Source organism: Streptomyces sp. NPDC001002, from assembly GCF_053599215.1.
Genome location: NZ_JBSFLV010000045.1, coordinates 14,128 through 29,152 on the forward strand (window position 1 = coordinate 14,128; position 15,025 = coordinate 29,152).

A 15,025-nucleotide genomic window follows, 5' to 3' on the forward strand; every position below is an offset into this window, starting at 1 on the left:
CTCAGACGGCGGCATAGCGGTTGGCGGGGCGGGCGAGGCCCAGCAGGCCGCGCAGGGTGTCGGCCTCGTAGACGGTGCGGAAGGCGCCGCGGCGCTGGAGTTCGGGGACCAGACCGTCGGTGATGGCGGGCAGATCGTGGCCGAGGACAGCGGGGCGCAGCCGGAAGCCGGTCAGGCCCTCCGCCGCCAACTCCTGGAGCAGGTCGGCGAGTTGAGTGGGCGTACCGGCGAAGATCCGCGCGTCGCTCTCGTACGGCTCCCCCGCGAGGGCGTCCAGACGAGCGCGTCGGTCCTCCGCGGCGGCCTGGTCGTCGTCGAGGAAGACCACCAAGTCGCCGAAGACATGGACGAGTTCGTCGGCGCGGCCGGCCGCCTCCTGCTCGGCGCGGATCTCGGCGACGATCGCGCGGGCGTCTTCGCCGTCACGCGGGGTGACGTAGCCGATGTCGGCCTGGCGGGCCACCAGTCGGTAGGGGACGGTCTGGTGGGCGAGGGAGGTGACGAGGGGCTGGCCCTGCGGCGGGCGCGGGGTGATGGAGGGGCCCTTGACGCTGAAGTGCGGGCCCTCGAAGTCGATGTAGTGCAGCTTGTCGCGGTCGACGAAGCGGCCGGTGGCGGTGTCCCGGATCTCCGCGTCGTCCTCCCAGCTGTCCCAGAGCCGGCGCACGACCTCGACGTAGTCGGCGGCCTCGTCGAAGAGGTCGGTGAGCCGCTGCTGTCCGGCCGGGGTGCGCAGCTCTTCCAAATTGATCGGCGGGAAGGTGCGGCGGCCGAAGTGGTCGGCCTCGTGCGGGCGGGCGCTGATCTGCACCCGCAGGCCCGCGCGGCCGCCGCTCACATAGTCGAGGGTGGCGATCGCCTTGGAGAGGTGGAACGGCTCGGTGTGCGTGGCGATCACGGCCGGCACCAGGCCGATGTGCCGGGTCAGGGGCGCGATGCGGGACGCGGTCAGTACGGCGTCGAGACGTCCACGGACCTGGTCGGTGCGGCCGTCGAGGTCGCCGTAGTGCGAGGACTGCAGGCCGAGCCCGTCCTCGAAGGTGACGAAGTCGAGCAGGCCGCGCTCGGCCTCGGCGACCAGGTCGGCCCAGTAGCCGGCGGTGAACAGGTCCCGGGGGCGGGCGACTTGCTCGCGCCAGGAGGCGGGGTGCCAGCCGGTGCCGTCGAGGGCGACCGCGAGATGCAGGTGGGAAGGGGAGGTCGATGACACGAGTGGGTGCCTTCCTGGAGGTCCGTACGAGATCGCCGGCCCAGGGACATGGGCTCACGGCGCTGGGGCAACGGCGTCAGGGGCGACAGAGCGCGCCGGCCACGCGCAGCAGATCGATGTGCTGCCGCGTGGTGAGACACACGTGCACGAGGGACGCGCCACCCATGTGCTCCACCTCCACGGAGTCCGGCTTCGTAAAGGACAACGGCACGGCTATGCCGTTTCTTCCGGATCCGCGGCGCCGGTCGGCCCGGTGAACCGCAGGAGGGAGAAGACCGTACGGGCGCGCAGCGTGAAGCCGATCGATTCGTACAGCCGGATCGCGTTCGCGTTGGTGGCCGCCGCGTGCAGGAAGGGCTGCTCGCCGCGTTCCTTGATGCCGGCGGCGACCGCGCGGACCAGGCGGGTGGCCAGGCCCCGGCCGCGGTGTCCGGGGTCGGTGCACACGGCGCTGATCTCGGTCCAGCCGGGCGGGTGCAGGCGTTCCCCGGCCAGGGCGACGAGCCGGCCCTCGTGGCGGATGCCCAGGTAGGTGCCCAGTTCGACGGTGCGGGGCAGGTAGGGGCCGGGTTCGGTGCGGGCGACCAGGTCGAGGATCTCGGGTACGTCGTCGGGTCCGAGGCGTACGGCCTCGGGGGCGGGCTCGGCCCACAGGCCGGTGTCGACGAACTGGACGCCCTCACCGGAGCGGACGATCTCCCAGCCGTGCGGAGCCTCGCTCACTCCGCGCACCGCGGCGGTGCCGCCGGGGCCGACGAGGGCGGCCAGGTCGGCCCAGGCGCGCGGGTCGTCATTGTCGGTGATGGCGTGGAAGCCGGCCACGTCGACGGGGTAGCGGGCGGCGCGGCCGACGCGCTCGGCGAAGTGGGCGTGCGGGCCGGTGAGCGCGGCCCAGGCCGGGTTGTCCAGGACGTGGGAGGTGGTGGTGTCGAGACTGGCGGTGGAAGACATCGGGTGACGGCTCCGGTACTGGTCGCACGGGTCGGGGACCCTGCCGGGACGCGGCGGGGTCCCCTTGCGGAGAGGGTGGGTCAGGAGTCGCTGAGGGGCAGTCCGGGCGGGTTGACCTCGGACTTGGCGACGGCCTCGTTGGAGAGGTTCCAGGCGGCCAGCCACTTGGCGTACTGCCCGTTCTTGATCAGGTAGTTGATCGCGTCGGCCAGCGGCTTGGCGAGGCCGCTGTCCTTCTTCGCGGTGGCCGCGATCAGGCCCTGGAGGGAGGAGCCGGCGCCGGAGTACGTGCCCGCGTTGCGGACCGCCTTGGCCGTGCCCTTGGTCGAGGAGACCTGGTAGGCGACCGAGGGGTTCGGCGAGAGGTAGGCGTCGATCTTCCCGGAGGTCAGCGCGAGGTAGGTGCTGTTGTTGTCCTGGAAGTACTTGACCGTGAGCGCCTTCTTGCCCTCGGCGGCGAGCTTCTTCTTCCACTCCAGGAGGATCCGCTCCTGGTTGGTGCCCGCGCCCACGGCGACGGTCTTGCCGGCGAGGTTCTCGTAATTGCCGTCGAAGTTCCAGGAGTTGTCGGCCTTCACCGCGAAGCCGAGGTTGTCCTCGCGGTAGGAGGCGAACTCGTACTTCGCCTTGCGCTCCTCGGTGTCGGTCACGTTGGAGAAGGCGACCTGGACCTTGCCGCTGTCCAGGCCGATGAAGAGGTTCTCCCAAGTGGAGTTCTTCAGCTCGGGCTTGAGGCCGAGGACGGCGGCGACCAGACGGCCGATGTCGGTCTCCGAACCGGTGAGGGTCTTCTGGTCCGAGCCGACGTAACCGAGCGGCGGGGAGCCGGCGGGCAGAAAGCCGACACCGATCTCCAACTTGCCGCTCTTGGCTATGTCCTTGGGCAACTCGGCGCTGATCGACTTCACTTCGGAGACCTTCAGCGTGGTCTCCTTGGCGGCGCCGAGGGACAGGGCACCCACGGTGACCGAACCGGCGGCCGCGTTGTCGGTCGTGGTGGCCGCGTCGCTGTCTCCCCCGCAGGCGGCGAGCCCGCCGGCGAGAGCGGCGACGACGGTGCCGGCGGTGAGTCCGCGAGTGAGTCTGCTGCGAAGGCTGAGGGGAGACATGGCTGTTCCTAGGTTCGGTGTTCGGGACGGTGGAAGAGGGCGAAAGGTGCTGGAGGTGCGGGGGGTCAGAGGACCTTGCTGAGGAAGTCGCGGGTCCGTTCGTGCTGCGGCTTGTCGAGGACCTCGTGCGGCGGGCCCTGCTCGACGATCTTTCCGCCGTCGATGAAGACGACCCGGTCGGCGACCTCGCGGGCGAAGCCGATCTCGTGGGTGACGATGACGAGGGTGGTGCCGCTGGTCGCCAAGTCCTTGATGACGGCGAGGACTTCGCCGACGAGTTCGGGGTCGAGGGCGGAGGTCGGCTCGTCGAAGAGGATGACGCCGGGGCGCAGGGCGAGGGCGCGGGCGATGGCGACGCGCTGCTGCTGGCCGCCGGACAGCTGGCGCGGATAGGCGCCGGCCTTCTCGCCGAGCCCGACCCGGCCGAGCAACTCGCGGGCCAGTTCCAGGGCTTCGGGCTTGCCGAGCCGGCCGGTGGCCACCGGTGCCGCGGCCACGTTGTCGAGGACGGTCAGGTGCGGGAACAGGTTGAAGTTCTGGAAGACGAACCCGATCCGGCTGCGCTGGGCGCGGATGGCCCGCTCGCTGAGCTCCTTCAGCCGCTCCCCCTGCCTCTTCACGCCGATCAGTTCGCCGTTGACGCTGACGTAGCCGATCTCCGGCTTCTCCAGGTGGTTGATGACCCGCAGCAGCGTGGACTTGCCAGAGCCGGACGGGCCGAGGATGACGGTGACCTCGCCGGGCCGCACGGTCAGGTCGACGCCGTCCAGCACCCGGTGGGCGCCGTACCACTTGTGCACGTCGTGCACCTCCACGGCGGCGGGCGTGATGTCGGTCGGCGGTTCGAGGGTCTGGGCGCTCATATCGCGGCCTCCCGGCGGATGCGGGCCCGCAGATCGGTGAGGCCGGTGCGGAGCTTCTGGATCGGGGTCGGCGGCAGGGAGCGCGTGGCGCCCCGGGCGTAGTACCGCTCGACGTAGAACTGGATGACGGACACCACGCTGGTCAGGATCAGGTACCAGACGGTGACGACCAGGAGCAGCGGGACGATGTCGCCGGGGTAGGTGGAGCCCATCGTCTGCGCGGAGCCGAACAGGTCGAGCAGAGAGACGTAGAAGACCAGCGAGGTGCTCTTGATCAGGCCGATCAGCTGGTTGACGTAGTTCGGGGTGATGGAGCGCAGCGCCTGCGGGAAGACGATCCGGCGGAACTGGTAGCTCTTGGGCAGGCCGAGGGCGGAGGCCGCCTCGTGCTGGCCCTGGTCGACGGAGAGGATGCCGCCGCGGACCACTTCGGCCGCGTAGGCCGCCTCGTTGAGACTCAGGCCGATGACGGCGACGACCATGTCCGTGGCCAGCCTCGACTCGTCGAAGGAGAAGAAGGCCGGCCCGAAGGGGACGCCGACGCTCAACGTCTTGTAGAGGGCGCTGAAGTTGTAGAGGAAGAGCAGTACCACGATCAGCGGGATCGAGCGCAGGGCCCAGACGTAGGTCCAGCTCACCGCGCGCAGCACCGGCGACCTGGAGAGTCTGGCCAGGGCGAGCAGGATGCCGCCGAGGAGGCCCAACACGGCGCTGTAGGCGGCCACTTCGAGGGTGATGAGCAGCCCGTCGAGGATGGTCGGCCGCAGGAACCAGTACCCGAAGCGGTCCCACTGGTAGAACGGGTTGGTCGCCAGGCCGTGCACGAACTGGGCCGCGAGGACCAGCACGACCGCGGTGGCGATCCAGCGCCCCGGCCGGCGCAGCGGCTGAACTCGCTGTGCGGTGAGGGGTTTTGACGGTTCGTCGGCAGGCGGTGCCTCGGCGAGGGACACGGCGGCGCCAGGGGGTTCACTCATGGTGGGCTCCGGCAGGTTCGGACACCCCGCACCGCGGCGGTGGACGCGCGACGGCGGGCGGCGCGCGCGGGTGCACGGGGCTGGGGGCGGGGAGGGGAACTGCACACCGGCGGAGGCGGGTGTGCGTCAGAGGTGCGCGGGCTGGGTGGTCGTCAGCCCCGACAGCGGGCACGGCCCGGTGCGGTACACAGTGCGCTGCTGACCCGGAGCAGATCGACGGCGCGGTCGGCGACGAACAGGTTCGCGTACGACAGTACGCAGCCCTGCGGGCGGCATGCGGCCGTCCTGGGAGCTGCGTACATGGCGTCACCTGTCACTGTCGGAGGCCCCCGGAAGGGGCCGCGCGCTTACCGAAACGTCATCCGGTCCGGTCGTCACCTGGGGCACCCCACCGCGGTGCGAGGGTTGCCGGTCAGCAAGCCAGGGCTTGTCGCTGACACTCATGACCGTTCTGGGCGATATTCAAGACACTTGCCCGAACGAATGTCAACGCCGGTCCACGAAGTGGAACGGCTACGGGACTGCTAGTGGGCCGCGTGGGCAGCCCAGTCGAGGATCTGTACGGCCGCGCCGGCCGCCTCCAGTCCCCGGCAGCGGGCGTGATGGCGGCGGGCGATGCCGTCCAGGTCGAGATGGGTGCCGAAGGCCGGGTGGGCGGCCAGCCGGCGGGCGTACGCCCACAGGGTGGGGTGGTCGGCGATGCGCTCGACCGCGCAGGCGTCCAGGTGATGGCGGTGCACGGTGTCGAGTTGGACCAGCGTGACCCACAACTCGACGTCGGCGGCGGTGATCTGATCCCGGATCATGTGGTCGCGGCCGACGAGCCAGCGCTCCAGAGCGCCCAGCGATTCCAGCAGCGCCTCAAGGGCCGCGTCGCGCTCCGCCTGCTCGATGCCGGACTGTCCGGCGCGCTGGGCGGCTCCCTCGATGTCCTGTGCGCACATCCGCTCGACGGCCTCGATCTCCGACTCCGCGCCGCACGGGTACAGCGAGAGCCGGTCGGCGCCGAAGCGGCGGGCGAGGTCGCGGGTGATGTCCGGAGCGTGCGTGCTGACGATCCGCCCGGACCAGTCGTCGCTGAGGACGGGTCCGACGGCCGGTCCTGAGTAGCGGTGGGCGCTCGCCTCGTACAGCGGGCGCAGCACGGAGTGGCCGTCCTGCGGGGAGTCGGGAACGGCGGGCAGATAGGTCGCCGGACAGACGGTGTCCAGGCCGAGCAGGCTGTGGGTGACGGCGATGCGCAGGCCGTCGGGACACGCGGTGGACAGATGGAGGCGGTAGCGGCGCGGAACGGCGTAGTGGCCGCTGCGCGGATCGCCGCCGATGCGGCCCCGGAAGGCGGGCGTGGACGGAGTGGTGGTGTGGGCGGCCAGCGGTGTGACGGACATGACTCTCCCCGGGAGCGGGCGCGGACGTACGCGCGGCGGAAGCGACGTCGGACGGGAAGGGGCCGGGCTCAGCCGTGCGTGGCGGACGGACGACGCCGGTGGCGTCCGGTCGCGGGACGACGCGTGGGCGTCGCGGGCACGGGAGGGGCGCGGCTCAGCCGAGGCGGCTGATCGCGCTGCAGACGCGCAGCAGATCGATGTGGCGGCGGGAGGTGAGGAGAGGCGAGCGGCTCACGCGTACGGTGACCGGTCCAAGGCGCCTCATGTCATTCCCTACCTGTTCACTAGGATTCCCTTCTGGAGTGTCGATCCCCCTGGCTGCGGCGTCAAGAGGGCGTCCACCGACCGGTCGGTGTCCCGTTCGCTTCCGGTGCCCCCATCGGTCTCCGGTGTCCCGTTCAGTTCACGTCGGCCCGGGCGGCGTCGTCGTCCGTCGGGCTGTCGGTGAGGAAGCCGCCGGACTGGTGGCGCCACAGCTTGGCGTAGGCGCCTTCGGAGGCGAGCAGTTCCTGGTGCGTGCCCTGCTCGACGATCCGTCCGCGGTCCAGGACCACGAGGCGGTCCATGCCGGCGACCGTGCTCAGCCGGTGCGCGACCACGAGCGCCGTGCGCCCCTCCATGAGCCGCCACAGCGCTTCCTGGACGAGGACTTCGCTCTCCGAGTCGAGCGCGCTGGTCGCCTCGTCGAGGAGCAGGATCGGCGCGTCGCGCAGGATCGCCCGGGCCAGCGCGACCCGCTGGCGCTGGCCGCCGGAGAGTTTGATGCCGCGCTCGCCGACCATCGTCTCGAAGCCCTCGGGCAGCGCGTCGGCGAACTCCGTCACGTGCGCCGCCTCGGCCGCCCGGCGGATCTCGGCGTCGGTGGCGTCGGGGCGGGCGAAGGCGATGTTGTCCCGCAGGCTGCGGTGGAACATGGCCGGGTCCTGGGGCACGTAGGCGATCAGGCCGCGCAGGTCGGCCTGGCGGAGCCTGCTGATGTCCTGGCCGCCGATCAGGATCCGGCCGGCGTCCAGGTCCGTCATCCGCAGCAGCAGCCGGGTGAGGGTGGTCTTGCCGCCGCCGGACCGCCCGACGAGGCCGATCTTCGCGCCGCCGGGCACGACGAGATCGAGTCCGTCGAAGAGCGGGGCGCCGGAGCCGTGGGAGAACGTGATCCGCTCGAAGCGCACGGAGGCGGCACGCGCCGGCAGCGGGTCCGGCTTCACCGGGTCGAGCACGGTCGGTGGCGAGTGCAACAGCTCGGTGAACTGCGCGGCCTCCGTCATCGAGCTCTCCAGCCGCCGGTAGATCTGGTTGAACTCGAACATGATCCGGGTGGCGTTGGTGTAGTACGTGAACGCGACCACGACCGCCTCCACACCGTGCCCGCCCCGGCTCAGCGTCACCGCGAGCAGCAGCCCGAGCGCGTTGGTCGCCACGGACAGCGGCGCGACCAGCGTGTCGATGCGCAGATTGCCGTAGTCCCACGACATCAGCGTCAGTCGACGAGAGGTGGCGACCCGGGAGCGGTGCTCGGCCGCCTCGCGCTCCTCGGCGGCGAACGCCCGCACGGTGTCCATGTTCATCAGGCTGTCGGCGACATGCCCCGACACGCGCGCGATGGCAGCCTCACGCTGGTCCACCAGCCGCTGGCGCCGCCGGACGAGGGGCGCCACGCACACCGCCGTCACGGTGATCATCGTCAACAGGCCGACGACCAGCAGGGGTTCGTAGCGCCACAGCACGATCGACCCGAACAGCAAGGGAATCAGGCTGCCCATGATGTTGAACGTCAGTGTGTCGACGAACTCCTCGAACCGCGAGGCGAAGCTGAGGACCCGCTTGGTCAGCGAGCCGGCGAAGTTGTCGTGGAAGAACGAGGCGTCCTTGGCGAACAGTTCGTCCAGGCCGATCACATAGAGGTGCTCGATACCGAGGGCGTCGAGGCGGTTGAGGCAGTGCAGTCCGATCCGCCAGAGCGTCTCCGCGAGCAGCAGGACGACGGTGAAGGCGAGGACGTACGGCAGGGTCTCGCGTACGCCGAGGCCGTCGTCGTCGGCGATACGGCCGACCAGCTTGGCGACGACGAGCGGCGCGATGTAGGCGATGCCGACGTTGCCCAGCGCGGGCATCAGCATGGCGGGCAGCGTCAGCCGCCGCAGCCGCGCCAACTCCCGTCCGTAGTAACGAAGTGCGAGCAGAACCGAGCCCCGGCCCGGTGGTCCGTCGTGCGATGCAGGCGTTCCCATTCCCACCCTGTCGTCGTGTCCCCGCGTGCGGCCAGGCATGGCAGTCTCCTGCGACCGGTACGACCCGGTCCACGCGTTTTTCCGGCCGACCGCGGGTGATGTCCGGCCGACGGCGGCTGGTGGGACGGCAGCGCGCGCGCACGTGCCTCAGGAGGTGTCAGAGGTCGGCCGTACGCTGGCAACGTGCCCCAGAACGAGCCGATGCGCCTGCCCGAGATGCCGTTGCACGACCCTTTCGTGGTCGCCGACGACCTGACCCGCACCTACCACCTCTACACGTCCAACGACCCGTCCGTGTCGGGCGTGGACGGCACCGGCACGATGGTCTACCGCAGCCACGACCTGCGCGACTGGACGCGCCCGGTCGTCGTCTTCCGTACCGAGGACCAGCCGGGCATCTGGGCCACCGACGGCGCCTGGGCCCCGGAGGTGCACCGACGGGACGGCAGGTACTACCTGTTCACGACCCTGCACAACACGGACCGCCCGCTCCCGGTCCCGCCGCCCGGCCGTTGGGGCACGCCCTTCCAGCTCCCGAACCACATGCGGGGCACGGTCACGGCCGTGTCCGACTCTCTGTTGGGCCCCTTCACCGTCGTGGACCCGTCCGGCCCCACCCCACCGGACCACCTCATGACCCTCGACGGCACGCTGTACGTCGACCCGTCCGGGCAGCCGTGGATGGTGTACGCGCACGAGTGGCTGCAGACCATCGACGGCACGATGGAGGCGATCCGACTGGCCCCGGACCTGACGAGGACCGTCGGCGACCCGGTGCTCCTGTTCAAGGCCTCGGACGCGCCCTGGATCACCGAGCAGCTCCCCGCCGGCGTACCGCACCAACTCGCGCCCTACGTCACCGACGGCCCTCAGCTCCACCGCACACCCGACGGCACCCTGCTCATGCTGTGGTCGACGTACGAGAAGAACGTCGCCGCCGCGGACGGCACGCTCAGCGGCGGCTACGTGCAGACGTACGCCGTCTCGGAGTCCGGCGACCTCACCGGACCGTGGCACCAACGTCGGCCCCTGGTCCGGCAGGACAGCGGTCACGGCATGCTGTTCCACACCTTCGACGGCCAGCTGATGATGATCCTGCACCGACCGTTCGAGAACGCGCGGGGCAAGCTGTACGAGATGGAACTGGACGGCGCGGAACTGCGCGTGCTGCGCCAACGGACCGACCTGGACGGTGAGTTGGCGTGATGAGTGTCGATGTCCCTCAGCGTCTGACGAACGTCGATGTCCATCAGCATCTGTGGGGCCCCGCGTTCGTGGCCGCCCTGCGCGCCCGCACCGAACCGCCGTACCTCGACGGCTGGACCCTCCACACGGTCGGTGAGCCGCCCTACGAGGTCTCCGCCGCCGACCACGACCTCGCGCGGCGCGCCGAACTGGCCGCCGCCGACGGCCTCGGCCGGGCCCTCGTCTCGCTGTCCGCCCCGCTCGGCATCGAGTGGCTGCCGGCCGAGGAGGCACGGCCGCTGATCGACGCGCATCACGAGGACGCGATTGCATTGCCGGAGCCATTCGGGGCGTGGGCGGCGGCCAATGTGCGGGACATCGACGCGGACGGGACGGCCGAGGCTCTGGATCTGGGGCGCGGGCCGGGACCGAGGCTGGGGCTGGTCGGGCTCCAGCTCCCGGCCAACTCCCTTGCCGACGCGGCCGGTTACGCCCGGTGCGCGCCGCTGCTCGACCTTCTCGAAGAGCGCGATCTCCCACTGTTCGTCCACCCCGGGCCGGCGCTGCCGAGGTCTTCAGGCGTGGGGGCGCCTGGGCCCGGCTGGTGGCCCGCGATGGTCCCCTACGTCCAGCAGATGCACGCCTCTTGGTTCGCGTTCCGGGCCTTCGGGCGGCCCCGGCACCCTCAACTGCGGGTCTGCTTCGCGCTGTTGGCCGGGCTCGCCCCGCTGCACGGGGAGCGCTTCGCGGCGCGGGGTGACGGGGCGGACCAGGTGGACGGGGTGGACCGGAACGTGTTCGTGGAGACGTCCTCGTACGGTCCGCGCGCCGTCGAGGCGATCGTGGCGGCGCTCGGCGCGGATGCCGTCGTCCAGGGCACGGACCGGCCCTATGCCGGGCCACCGGAGCGTCCGGGCTTCGGTCTGGGCGGGGCGGCGGGGCGGGCGTTCCGGGTCGACAACCCGTGGCGTCTGCTGACCGGGAAGGGGTGACCGGCCGACTGGTCACCTGTATCCCGCCCACCGCTTGCCTACCGCTCGTCGGATGTGGGGAAGTCCGTCGACCGGCTGACGTCCGCCCACTTCTCGGCCTCCGCGGAGCGCTCGGCCCCCGACTCCAGCGCGATGCCCAGCGCGTCCGAGCCGAGCAGCAGGCGGCGCGGCGGCTCTTCGGCGTCGACGATCTCCGCGATGACCCGCGCCGCCCTGGCCGGGTCACCGGGTTCCTTGCCGTTGTACTCGGCGAACCTGCGCGCCCACTGGCCGACGGTCCGGTCGTAGTCCTCGCCGACCGGGACGGGTGAAGTGGCGGCTCCCGCGACCCAGTTGGTGCGCAGTCCCCCGGGCTCGACGATGATCACCTTGATGCCGAGCGGCGCCACCTCGTTGGCGAGCACCTCCGAGAACCCCTCCACCGCGAACTTCGCGGTCTGGTACGCGCCGAGGCCTGGGGTGCCGCCCACTCGCCCGCCGATCGACGAGATCTGGACGATGTGCCCGGAGCGCTGCCGGCGCAGGACGGGAAGCACCGCCTTGGTCACGTTGACCACGCCGTACAGATTGATGTCCAGCTGGGCCCGGAAGTCGGCGTCCGGGATCTCCTCGATCGCCGCGCTGGTGGCGTAACCGGCGTTGTTCACCACGACGTCCACCGTGCCGAAGCGCTCGGTGGCAGCTGCCACCACCGCGCGGGCGTCGTCGGCATCGTTGACGTCGAGCGCCACGGCGAACAGTCGGTCGCCGTGTTCGCACGCGAGGTCGTCGAGGCGTTCGGGCCGACGCGATGTCGCCACGACACGGTCGCCGCGGTTGAGTGCGGCCACCACGAGTTCGCGTCCCAGTCCGGCGGAGGCGCCGGTGACGAGCCAGGTCTTGGTAGTCATCGTCATCTTCCTTCTTCTGTGCGGGCTGCTTCTGTGCAGGCTTCTTCTGTGCAGGGCACGCCAGTTGGGGCGATCAGGCCGGGATGGTGATCGTCTTGTGCTCGACGTACTCGGTCAGGCCGACGGCGCCGTACTCGCGCCCGGTGCCGCTCGCCTTGTAGCCGCCGAACGGACCGTCGAAGCCGATGGGCGCGCTGTTGACGGTGAAGGTGCCGGTCCTGATCCGGCGGGCGAGCTCAAGGCCGTGTTCGACGTCGGCCGTCCAGACGCCACCGCTGAGGCCGTACTCGGAGTCGTTGGCGATGCGCACGGCGTCGTCCTCGCCGTCGAAGGGGATCACCACCAGGACGGGGCCGAAGATCTCCTCGCGAGCGATCCGCATGTCGTTGTCGACGTCGGCGAACAGGGTCGGCTTGACGTAGTTGCCCCGCTCAAGCCCGGCGGGCGACTCGGCTCCGCCGGTGACCAGACGGGCGCCCTCCTCGATGCCGAGGCGGATGTAGGACCGTACGCGCTCCTGCTGTTCGGCGCGGACCAGCGGGCCGATGAAGGTGTCCTCGTCGGACGGGTCGCCGACCTTCAGTCCGTCGAGCAGGTCCTTGAGGGCGGCCACGACCTCCTCGTACCGGCTGCGCGCCGCGAGCACCCGGGTCTGGGCGATGCACGCCTCGCCGTTGTTCATCAGCGAGGCGAACCGCAGCGCGGGCACGGCCTCGGTCAGGTCCGCGTCGGGCAGGATGATCGCCGCGGACTTGCCGCCCAACTCCAGGCTGACGCGCTTGAGTTGGCGTCCCGCGACGGCCGCGATGGCACGGCCCGCGCCGGTCGAGCCGGTAAAGGCCACCTTGTCGACGCCGGGATGCGCGACCAGGTACTCGCTGGTCTCCCGGTCGGCCGGGAGGATGCTGACCACGCCCTCGGGCAGCCCCAGCTCGTCGAAGAGGTCGGCCAGCAGCATCATGCTGAGCGAGTTCTCCGGCGAGGCCTTCAGGATCACGGTGTTGCCCGCGAGCAGCGCCGGGATCATCTTCGCCAGCGCCGCCGAGAACGGTGAGTTCCACGGGATGACGGCGGCCACGACTCCGACGGCCTCACGGCGTACGACACTGCGGAAGGCGGCGTCGGGCACGGACGGGTCGAGCGTCTCCTCCCAGCCGAACTCGCGGGCGGCCTTGAGGTAGCCGAGCGCCTGCCGGGTCAGTCCGCCCTGCCCGGCCCTGTTGAACCAGAGCGGATTGCCGCGCTCGGTGGTGATCAGCCCCGCGATCTCCTCGGCCCTCTCCTCGCGCAGCTTGTTCAGCCGCACGATCAGGTCCTGGCGCTGCTCCGGGGTCGTCTGCCGCCAGGGCCCTTCGTCGAAGGCCGCCCGGGCCGCCACGACCGCGCGGTCGATGTCGGCCGGCCGGGCCTGGACGGACCGGCCGACGAGCGACTGGTCATGGGGTGAACGGATGTCGAGCGGGGTGGTGAAACTCGGGTCGGTCCAGCGACCGCCTGTGTAGAGCTTGTCGCGCACGATCATGGCGCCGTCTTCTCTCTGTCCCTGCCGTGTAGAGGTTGACGCGACAAACGCTACGTCGATGTGACAGTTAATGCAACAAGCGCAATGCTATTGTGGCGCTACAGCACCCTGGACCTACGGAAGGTGATCACCGCGATGAGAGCCGACGCGGCCCGCAACCTGGACGCGGTCCTGCAGACGGGCGCACGGCTGCTCGCGCGGGACCCGGCCACGACCATGGCCGCGATCGCCGCGGAGGCCGGAGTCGACCGGCGCACGGTCTATCGGCGGTTCGCGAGCAGGGAAGCCCTGTTGTCCGCCGTCTACGCGGCGAAGCTCGACGCCGCCGAGGTGGTCATGGACGCGGTCCGCCTGGAGAAGGCGCCGGTCGCGATCGCGCTGCACGGATACGTCGAGTCGATCATCCCGGTCAGCCGGCGCTGGCCGGTGGACATCCGGCGGATGATGCAGGAGGACGCCGAGGCCGAGCAGCGGGCCGAGGCACTGCGCGAGCGGCTGGAGGCGTTCATGCGGCGCGCGGCCGACGAGGGGCTGATCCGGCAGGACCTGCCCCCTGGGTGGGCGACGGCGCTGCTGAGCAGCATGGTCGACACCATGGCCCATGTGTTCGTCGACATCGAACCGGGCCCGGCCGCCGACCTCGTGGTGAACTCACTCCTGCAAGGCGTCGGGTAGGCCCCTTCACGCGCCCCCGGCCATCACCCTGGAGGAATCGTGAACGACAAGTGGACCGCCGCGGACGTGCCCGACCAGCAGGGTCGCGTCGCCGTGGTCACCGGCGCCAACACCGGGATCGGTTTCGAGACCGCCAAGGTCCTCGCCGCGCGCGGTGCCGCGGTGGTGCTGGCGGTACGCGACACGGAGAAGGGCCGGCGGGCCGCCGACCGGATCTCCGCCGCCACTCCCGACGCGGACCTCACGGTGCAGCACCTCGACCTCACCTCGCTCGACTCGGTGCGCACCGCGGCAGGCGACCTGCGGGACCGGCTCCCCAGGATCGACCTGCTGATCAACAACGCCGGGGTGATGTACACGCCCAAGGGCACGACCCGTGACGGGTTCGAACTCCAGCTGGGCACCAACCACCTCGGCCACTTCGCGTTCACCGGACTGCTGCTGGACCGGATGCTGACGGTCGAGGGCTCCCGGGTGGTGACGGTCAGCAGCCTGGCCCACCGCATCCAGGCCTCGATCGACCTGAACGACCTGCAATGGGAACGGCGGCCCTACAGCCGGGTGGGCGCGTACGGCCAGTCGAAGCTGGCCAACCTGGAGTTCACCTATCAGCTCCAGCGCCGCATGGCGGGCAAGGCCGCGACCGTCGCCGTCGCCGCCCACCCGGGCCTCGCGGCCACCGAACTCATCCGCAACTCCGCCTTCGTCGTACGCACACTCGTCACGGCGTTCAATCCGCTGATCTCGCAGCCCGCGGACCGCGGCGCGCTGCCCACCCTGCGCGCGGCGACCGACCCCGGCGTGCGGGGCGGCGAGTACTACGGACCGCGCGGGTTCCAGGAGCTCAGGGGCTACCCGGTGCGGGTGCGGTCCAGCGAGCAGTCCCACGACCCGGGCATGCAGCGCGACTTGTGGGCGGCTTCGGAGGAACTGACCGGAGTGACGTACCCCGTCTGACGGGACGTAGCCCGTCTGAGTGGCGTACCCCGTCTGAGTGACGTACGCCTTCTGATCGGGACGAGTGCACGGCCAGAT

Annotated in this window: 15 protein-coding genes and 1 riboswitch; of the genes, 4 read left to right on the plus strand and 11 right to left on the minus strand. The window is 70.8% G+C overall.

Annotated elements, in window-relative coordinates; all coding sequences use genetic code 11:
* Window position 1: 1 nt before the first annotated feature.
* From ACWDR3_RS21480 to ACWDR3_RS21520, 9 genes are all read right to left on the minus strand, one after another.
* A complete protein-coding gene (locus ACWDR3_RS21480) occupies window positions 2-1,210 on the minus strand; it encodes an LLM class flavin-dependent oxidoreductase (protein WP_450354110.1) in 1,209 nt (402 codons plus the stop codon).
* 76 nt (window positions 1,211-1,286) lie between these two features.
* Window positions 1,287-1,376 carry a putative leader peptide gene (locus ACWDR3_RS21485; protein WP_450354112.1) on the minus strand — a complete coding sequence of 30 codons (90 nt, stop codon included), beginning with the start codon at window positions 1,374-1,376 and terminating at the stop codon, window positions 1,287-1,289.
* Between the two features lie 47 nt (window positions 1,377-1,423).
* Complete coding sequence (locus ACWDR3_RS21490; protein ID WP_450354113.1) at window positions 1,424-2,161, minus strand: GNAT family N-acetyltransferase; 738 nt, start codon at window positions 2,159-2,161, stop codon at window positions 1,424-1,426.
* An 80-nt stretch (window positions 2,162-2,241) separates the two neighbouring features.
* A complete protein-coding gene (locus ACWDR3_RS21495; protein ID WP_450354114.1) occupies window positions 2,242-3,270 on the minus strand; it encodes an ABC transporter substrate-binding protein in 1,029 nt (342 codons plus the stop codon).
* Window positions 3,271-3,335: 65 nt separating this feature from the next.
* Entirely contained in the window at window positions 3,336-4,133 is a 798-nt protein-coding gene (locus tag ACWDR3_RS21500) for an amino acid ABC transporter ATP-binding protein (protein ID WP_450354115.1), read from the minus strand.
* The gene (locus ACWDR3_RS21505; protein ID WP_450354116.1) at window positions 4,130-5,110 is read right to left on the minus strand and encodes an amino acid ABC transporter permease; all 981 of its coding nucleotides are present in this window, start codon (window positions 5,108-5,110) and stop codon (window positions 4,130-4,132) included. Before ACWDR3_RS21505 ends, ACWDR3_RS21500 begins: the two co-directional genes overlap by 4 nt.
* 338 nt (window positions 5,111-5,448) lie before the next feature.
* A riboswitch (SAM riboswitch) is annotated at window positions 5,449-5,558 on the minus strand.
* Between the two features lie 76 nt (window positions 5,559-5,634).
* Entirely contained in the window at window positions 5,635-6,498 is an 864-nt protein-coding gene (locus tag ACWDR3_RS21510; RefSeq protein WP_450354118.1) for a glutathione S-transferase C-terminal domain-containing protein, read from the minus strand.
* Window positions 6,499-6,652: 154 nt separating this feature from the next.
* Entirely contained in the window at window positions 6,653-6,763 is a 111-nt protein-coding gene (locus tag ACWDR3_RS21515) for a putative leader peptide (protein WP_402344733.1), read from the minus strand.
* A 133-nt stretch (window positions 6,764-6,896) separates the two neighbouring features.
* Window positions 6,897-8,726: an ABC transporter ATP-binding protein gene (locus ACWDR3_RS21520; protein WP_450354119.1), complete on the minus strand. Its 1,830-nt coding sequence runs from the start codon at window positions 8,724-8,726 to the stop codon at window positions 6,897-6,899.
* 201 nt (window positions 8,727-8,927) lie between these two features.
* Between ACWDR3_RS21520 and ACWDR3_RS21525 the strand changes: the two genes are divergently transcribed.
* Window positions 8,928-9,932 (plus strand): glycoside hydrolase family 43 protein, encoded by a 1,005-nt coding sequence (locus tag ACWDR3_RS21525; protein WP_450354163.1) that lies wholly within the window; start codon window positions 8,928-8,930, stop codon window positions 9,930-9,932.
* 23 nt (window positions 9,933-9,955) lie between these two features.
* Window positions 9,956-10,903: an amidohydrolase gene (locus tag ACWDR3_RS21530; protein WP_450354164.1), complete on the plus strand. Its 948-nt coding sequence runs from the start codon at window positions 9,956-9,958 to the stop codon at window positions 10,901-10,903.
* 38 nt (window positions 10,904-10,941) lie between these two features.
* On the opposite strand, the gene ACWDR3_RS21535 is transcribed toward ACWDR3_RS21530, so the two are convergent.
* Together ACWDR3_RS21535 and ACWDR3_RS21540 are read right to left on the minus strand one after the other, a co-directional pair.
* On the minus strand, window positions 10,942-11,793 hold the full coding sequence (locus ACWDR3_RS21535) for an oxidoreductase (protein WP_450354120.1): 852 nt from the start codon (window positions 11,791-11,793) through the stop codon (window positions 10,942-10,944).
* Between the two features lie 73 nt (window positions 11,794-11,866).
* Window positions 11,867-13,315, minus strand: coding sequence for an aldehyde dehydrogenase (locus tag ACWDR3_RS21540; RefSeq protein ID WP_450354121.1), 1,449 nt, complete (start codon window positions 13,313-13,315; stop codon window positions 11,867-11,869).
* A gap of 135 nt (window positions 13,316-13,450) precedes the next feature.
* Here ACWDR3_RS21540 and ACWDR3_RS21545 point away from each other — a divergent pair, with 135 nt between their 5' ends.
* Window positions 13,451-13,990, plus strand: coding sequence for a TetR/AcrR family transcriptional regulator (locus tag ACWDR3_RS21545; protein WP_450354122.1), 540 nt, complete (start codon window positions 13,451-13,453; stop codon window positions 13,988-13,990).
* A gap of 39 nt (window positions 13,991-14,029) precedes the next feature.
* Window positions 14,030-14,947, plus strand: coding sequence for an SDR family NAD(P)-dependent oxidoreductase (locus tag ACWDR3_RS21550; RefSeq protein ID WP_450354123.1), 918 nt, complete (start codon window positions 14,030-14,032; stop codon window positions 14,945-14,947).
* Window positions 14,948-15,025: the final 78 nt, after the last annotated feature.

Excerpts from the sequence above, each read along its gene's own strand:
- ACWDR3_RS21505 (WP_450354116.1), bottom strand. The coding sequence starts at position 5,110 with ATGAGTGAACCCCCTGGCGCCGCCGTGTCCCTCGCCGAGGCACCGCCT.
- ACWDR3_RS21515 (WP_402344733.1), bottom strand. The coding sequence starts at position 6,763 with ATGAGGCGCCTTGGACCGGTCACCGTACGCGTGAGCCGCTCGCCTCTC.
- ACWDR3_RS21500 (WP_450354115.1), bottom strand. The coding sequence starts at position 4,133 with ATGAGCGCCCAGACCCTCGAACCGCCGACCGACATCACGCCCGCCGCC.
- ACWDR3_RS21535 (WP_450354120.1), bottom strand. The coding sequence starts at position 11,793 with ATGACTACCAAGACCTGGCTCGTCACCGGCGCCTCCGCCGGACTGGGA.
- ACWDR3_RS21545 (WP_450354122.1), top strand. The coding sequence starts at position 13,451 with ATGAGAGCCGACGCGGCCCGCAACCTGGACGCGGTCCTGCAGACGGGC.
- ACWDR3_RS21485 (WP_450354112.1), bottom strand. The coding sequence starts at position 1,376 with ATGGGTGGCGCGTCCCTCGTGCACGTGTGTCTCACCACGCGGCAGCAC.
- ACWDR3_RS21525 (WP_450354163.1), top strand. The coding sequence starts at position 8,928 with ATGCGCCTGCCCGAGATGCCGTTGCACGACCCTTTCGTGGTCGCCGAC.
- ACWDR3_RS21540 (WP_450354121.1), bottom strand. The coding sequence starts at position 13,315 with ATGATCGTGCGCGACAAGCTCTACACAGGCGGTCGCTGGACCGACCCG.
- ACWDR3_RS21510 (WP_450354118.1), bottom strand. The coding sequence starts at position 6,498 with ATGTCCGTCACACCGCTGGCCGCCCACACCACCACTCCGTCCACGCCC.
- ACWDR3_RS21495 (WP_450354114.1), bottom strand. The coding sequence starts at position 3,270 with ATGTCTCCCCTCAGCCTTCGCAGCAGACTCACTCGCGGACTCACCGCC.
- ACWDR3_RS21520 (WP_450354119.1), bottom strand. The coding sequence starts at position 8,726 with ATGGGAACGCCTGCATCGCACGACGGACCACCGGGCCGGGGCTCGGTT.
- ACWDR3_RS21490 (WP_450354113.1), bottom strand. The coding sequence starts at position 2,161 with ATGTCTTCCACCGCCAGTCTCGACACCACCACCTCCCACGTCCTGGAC.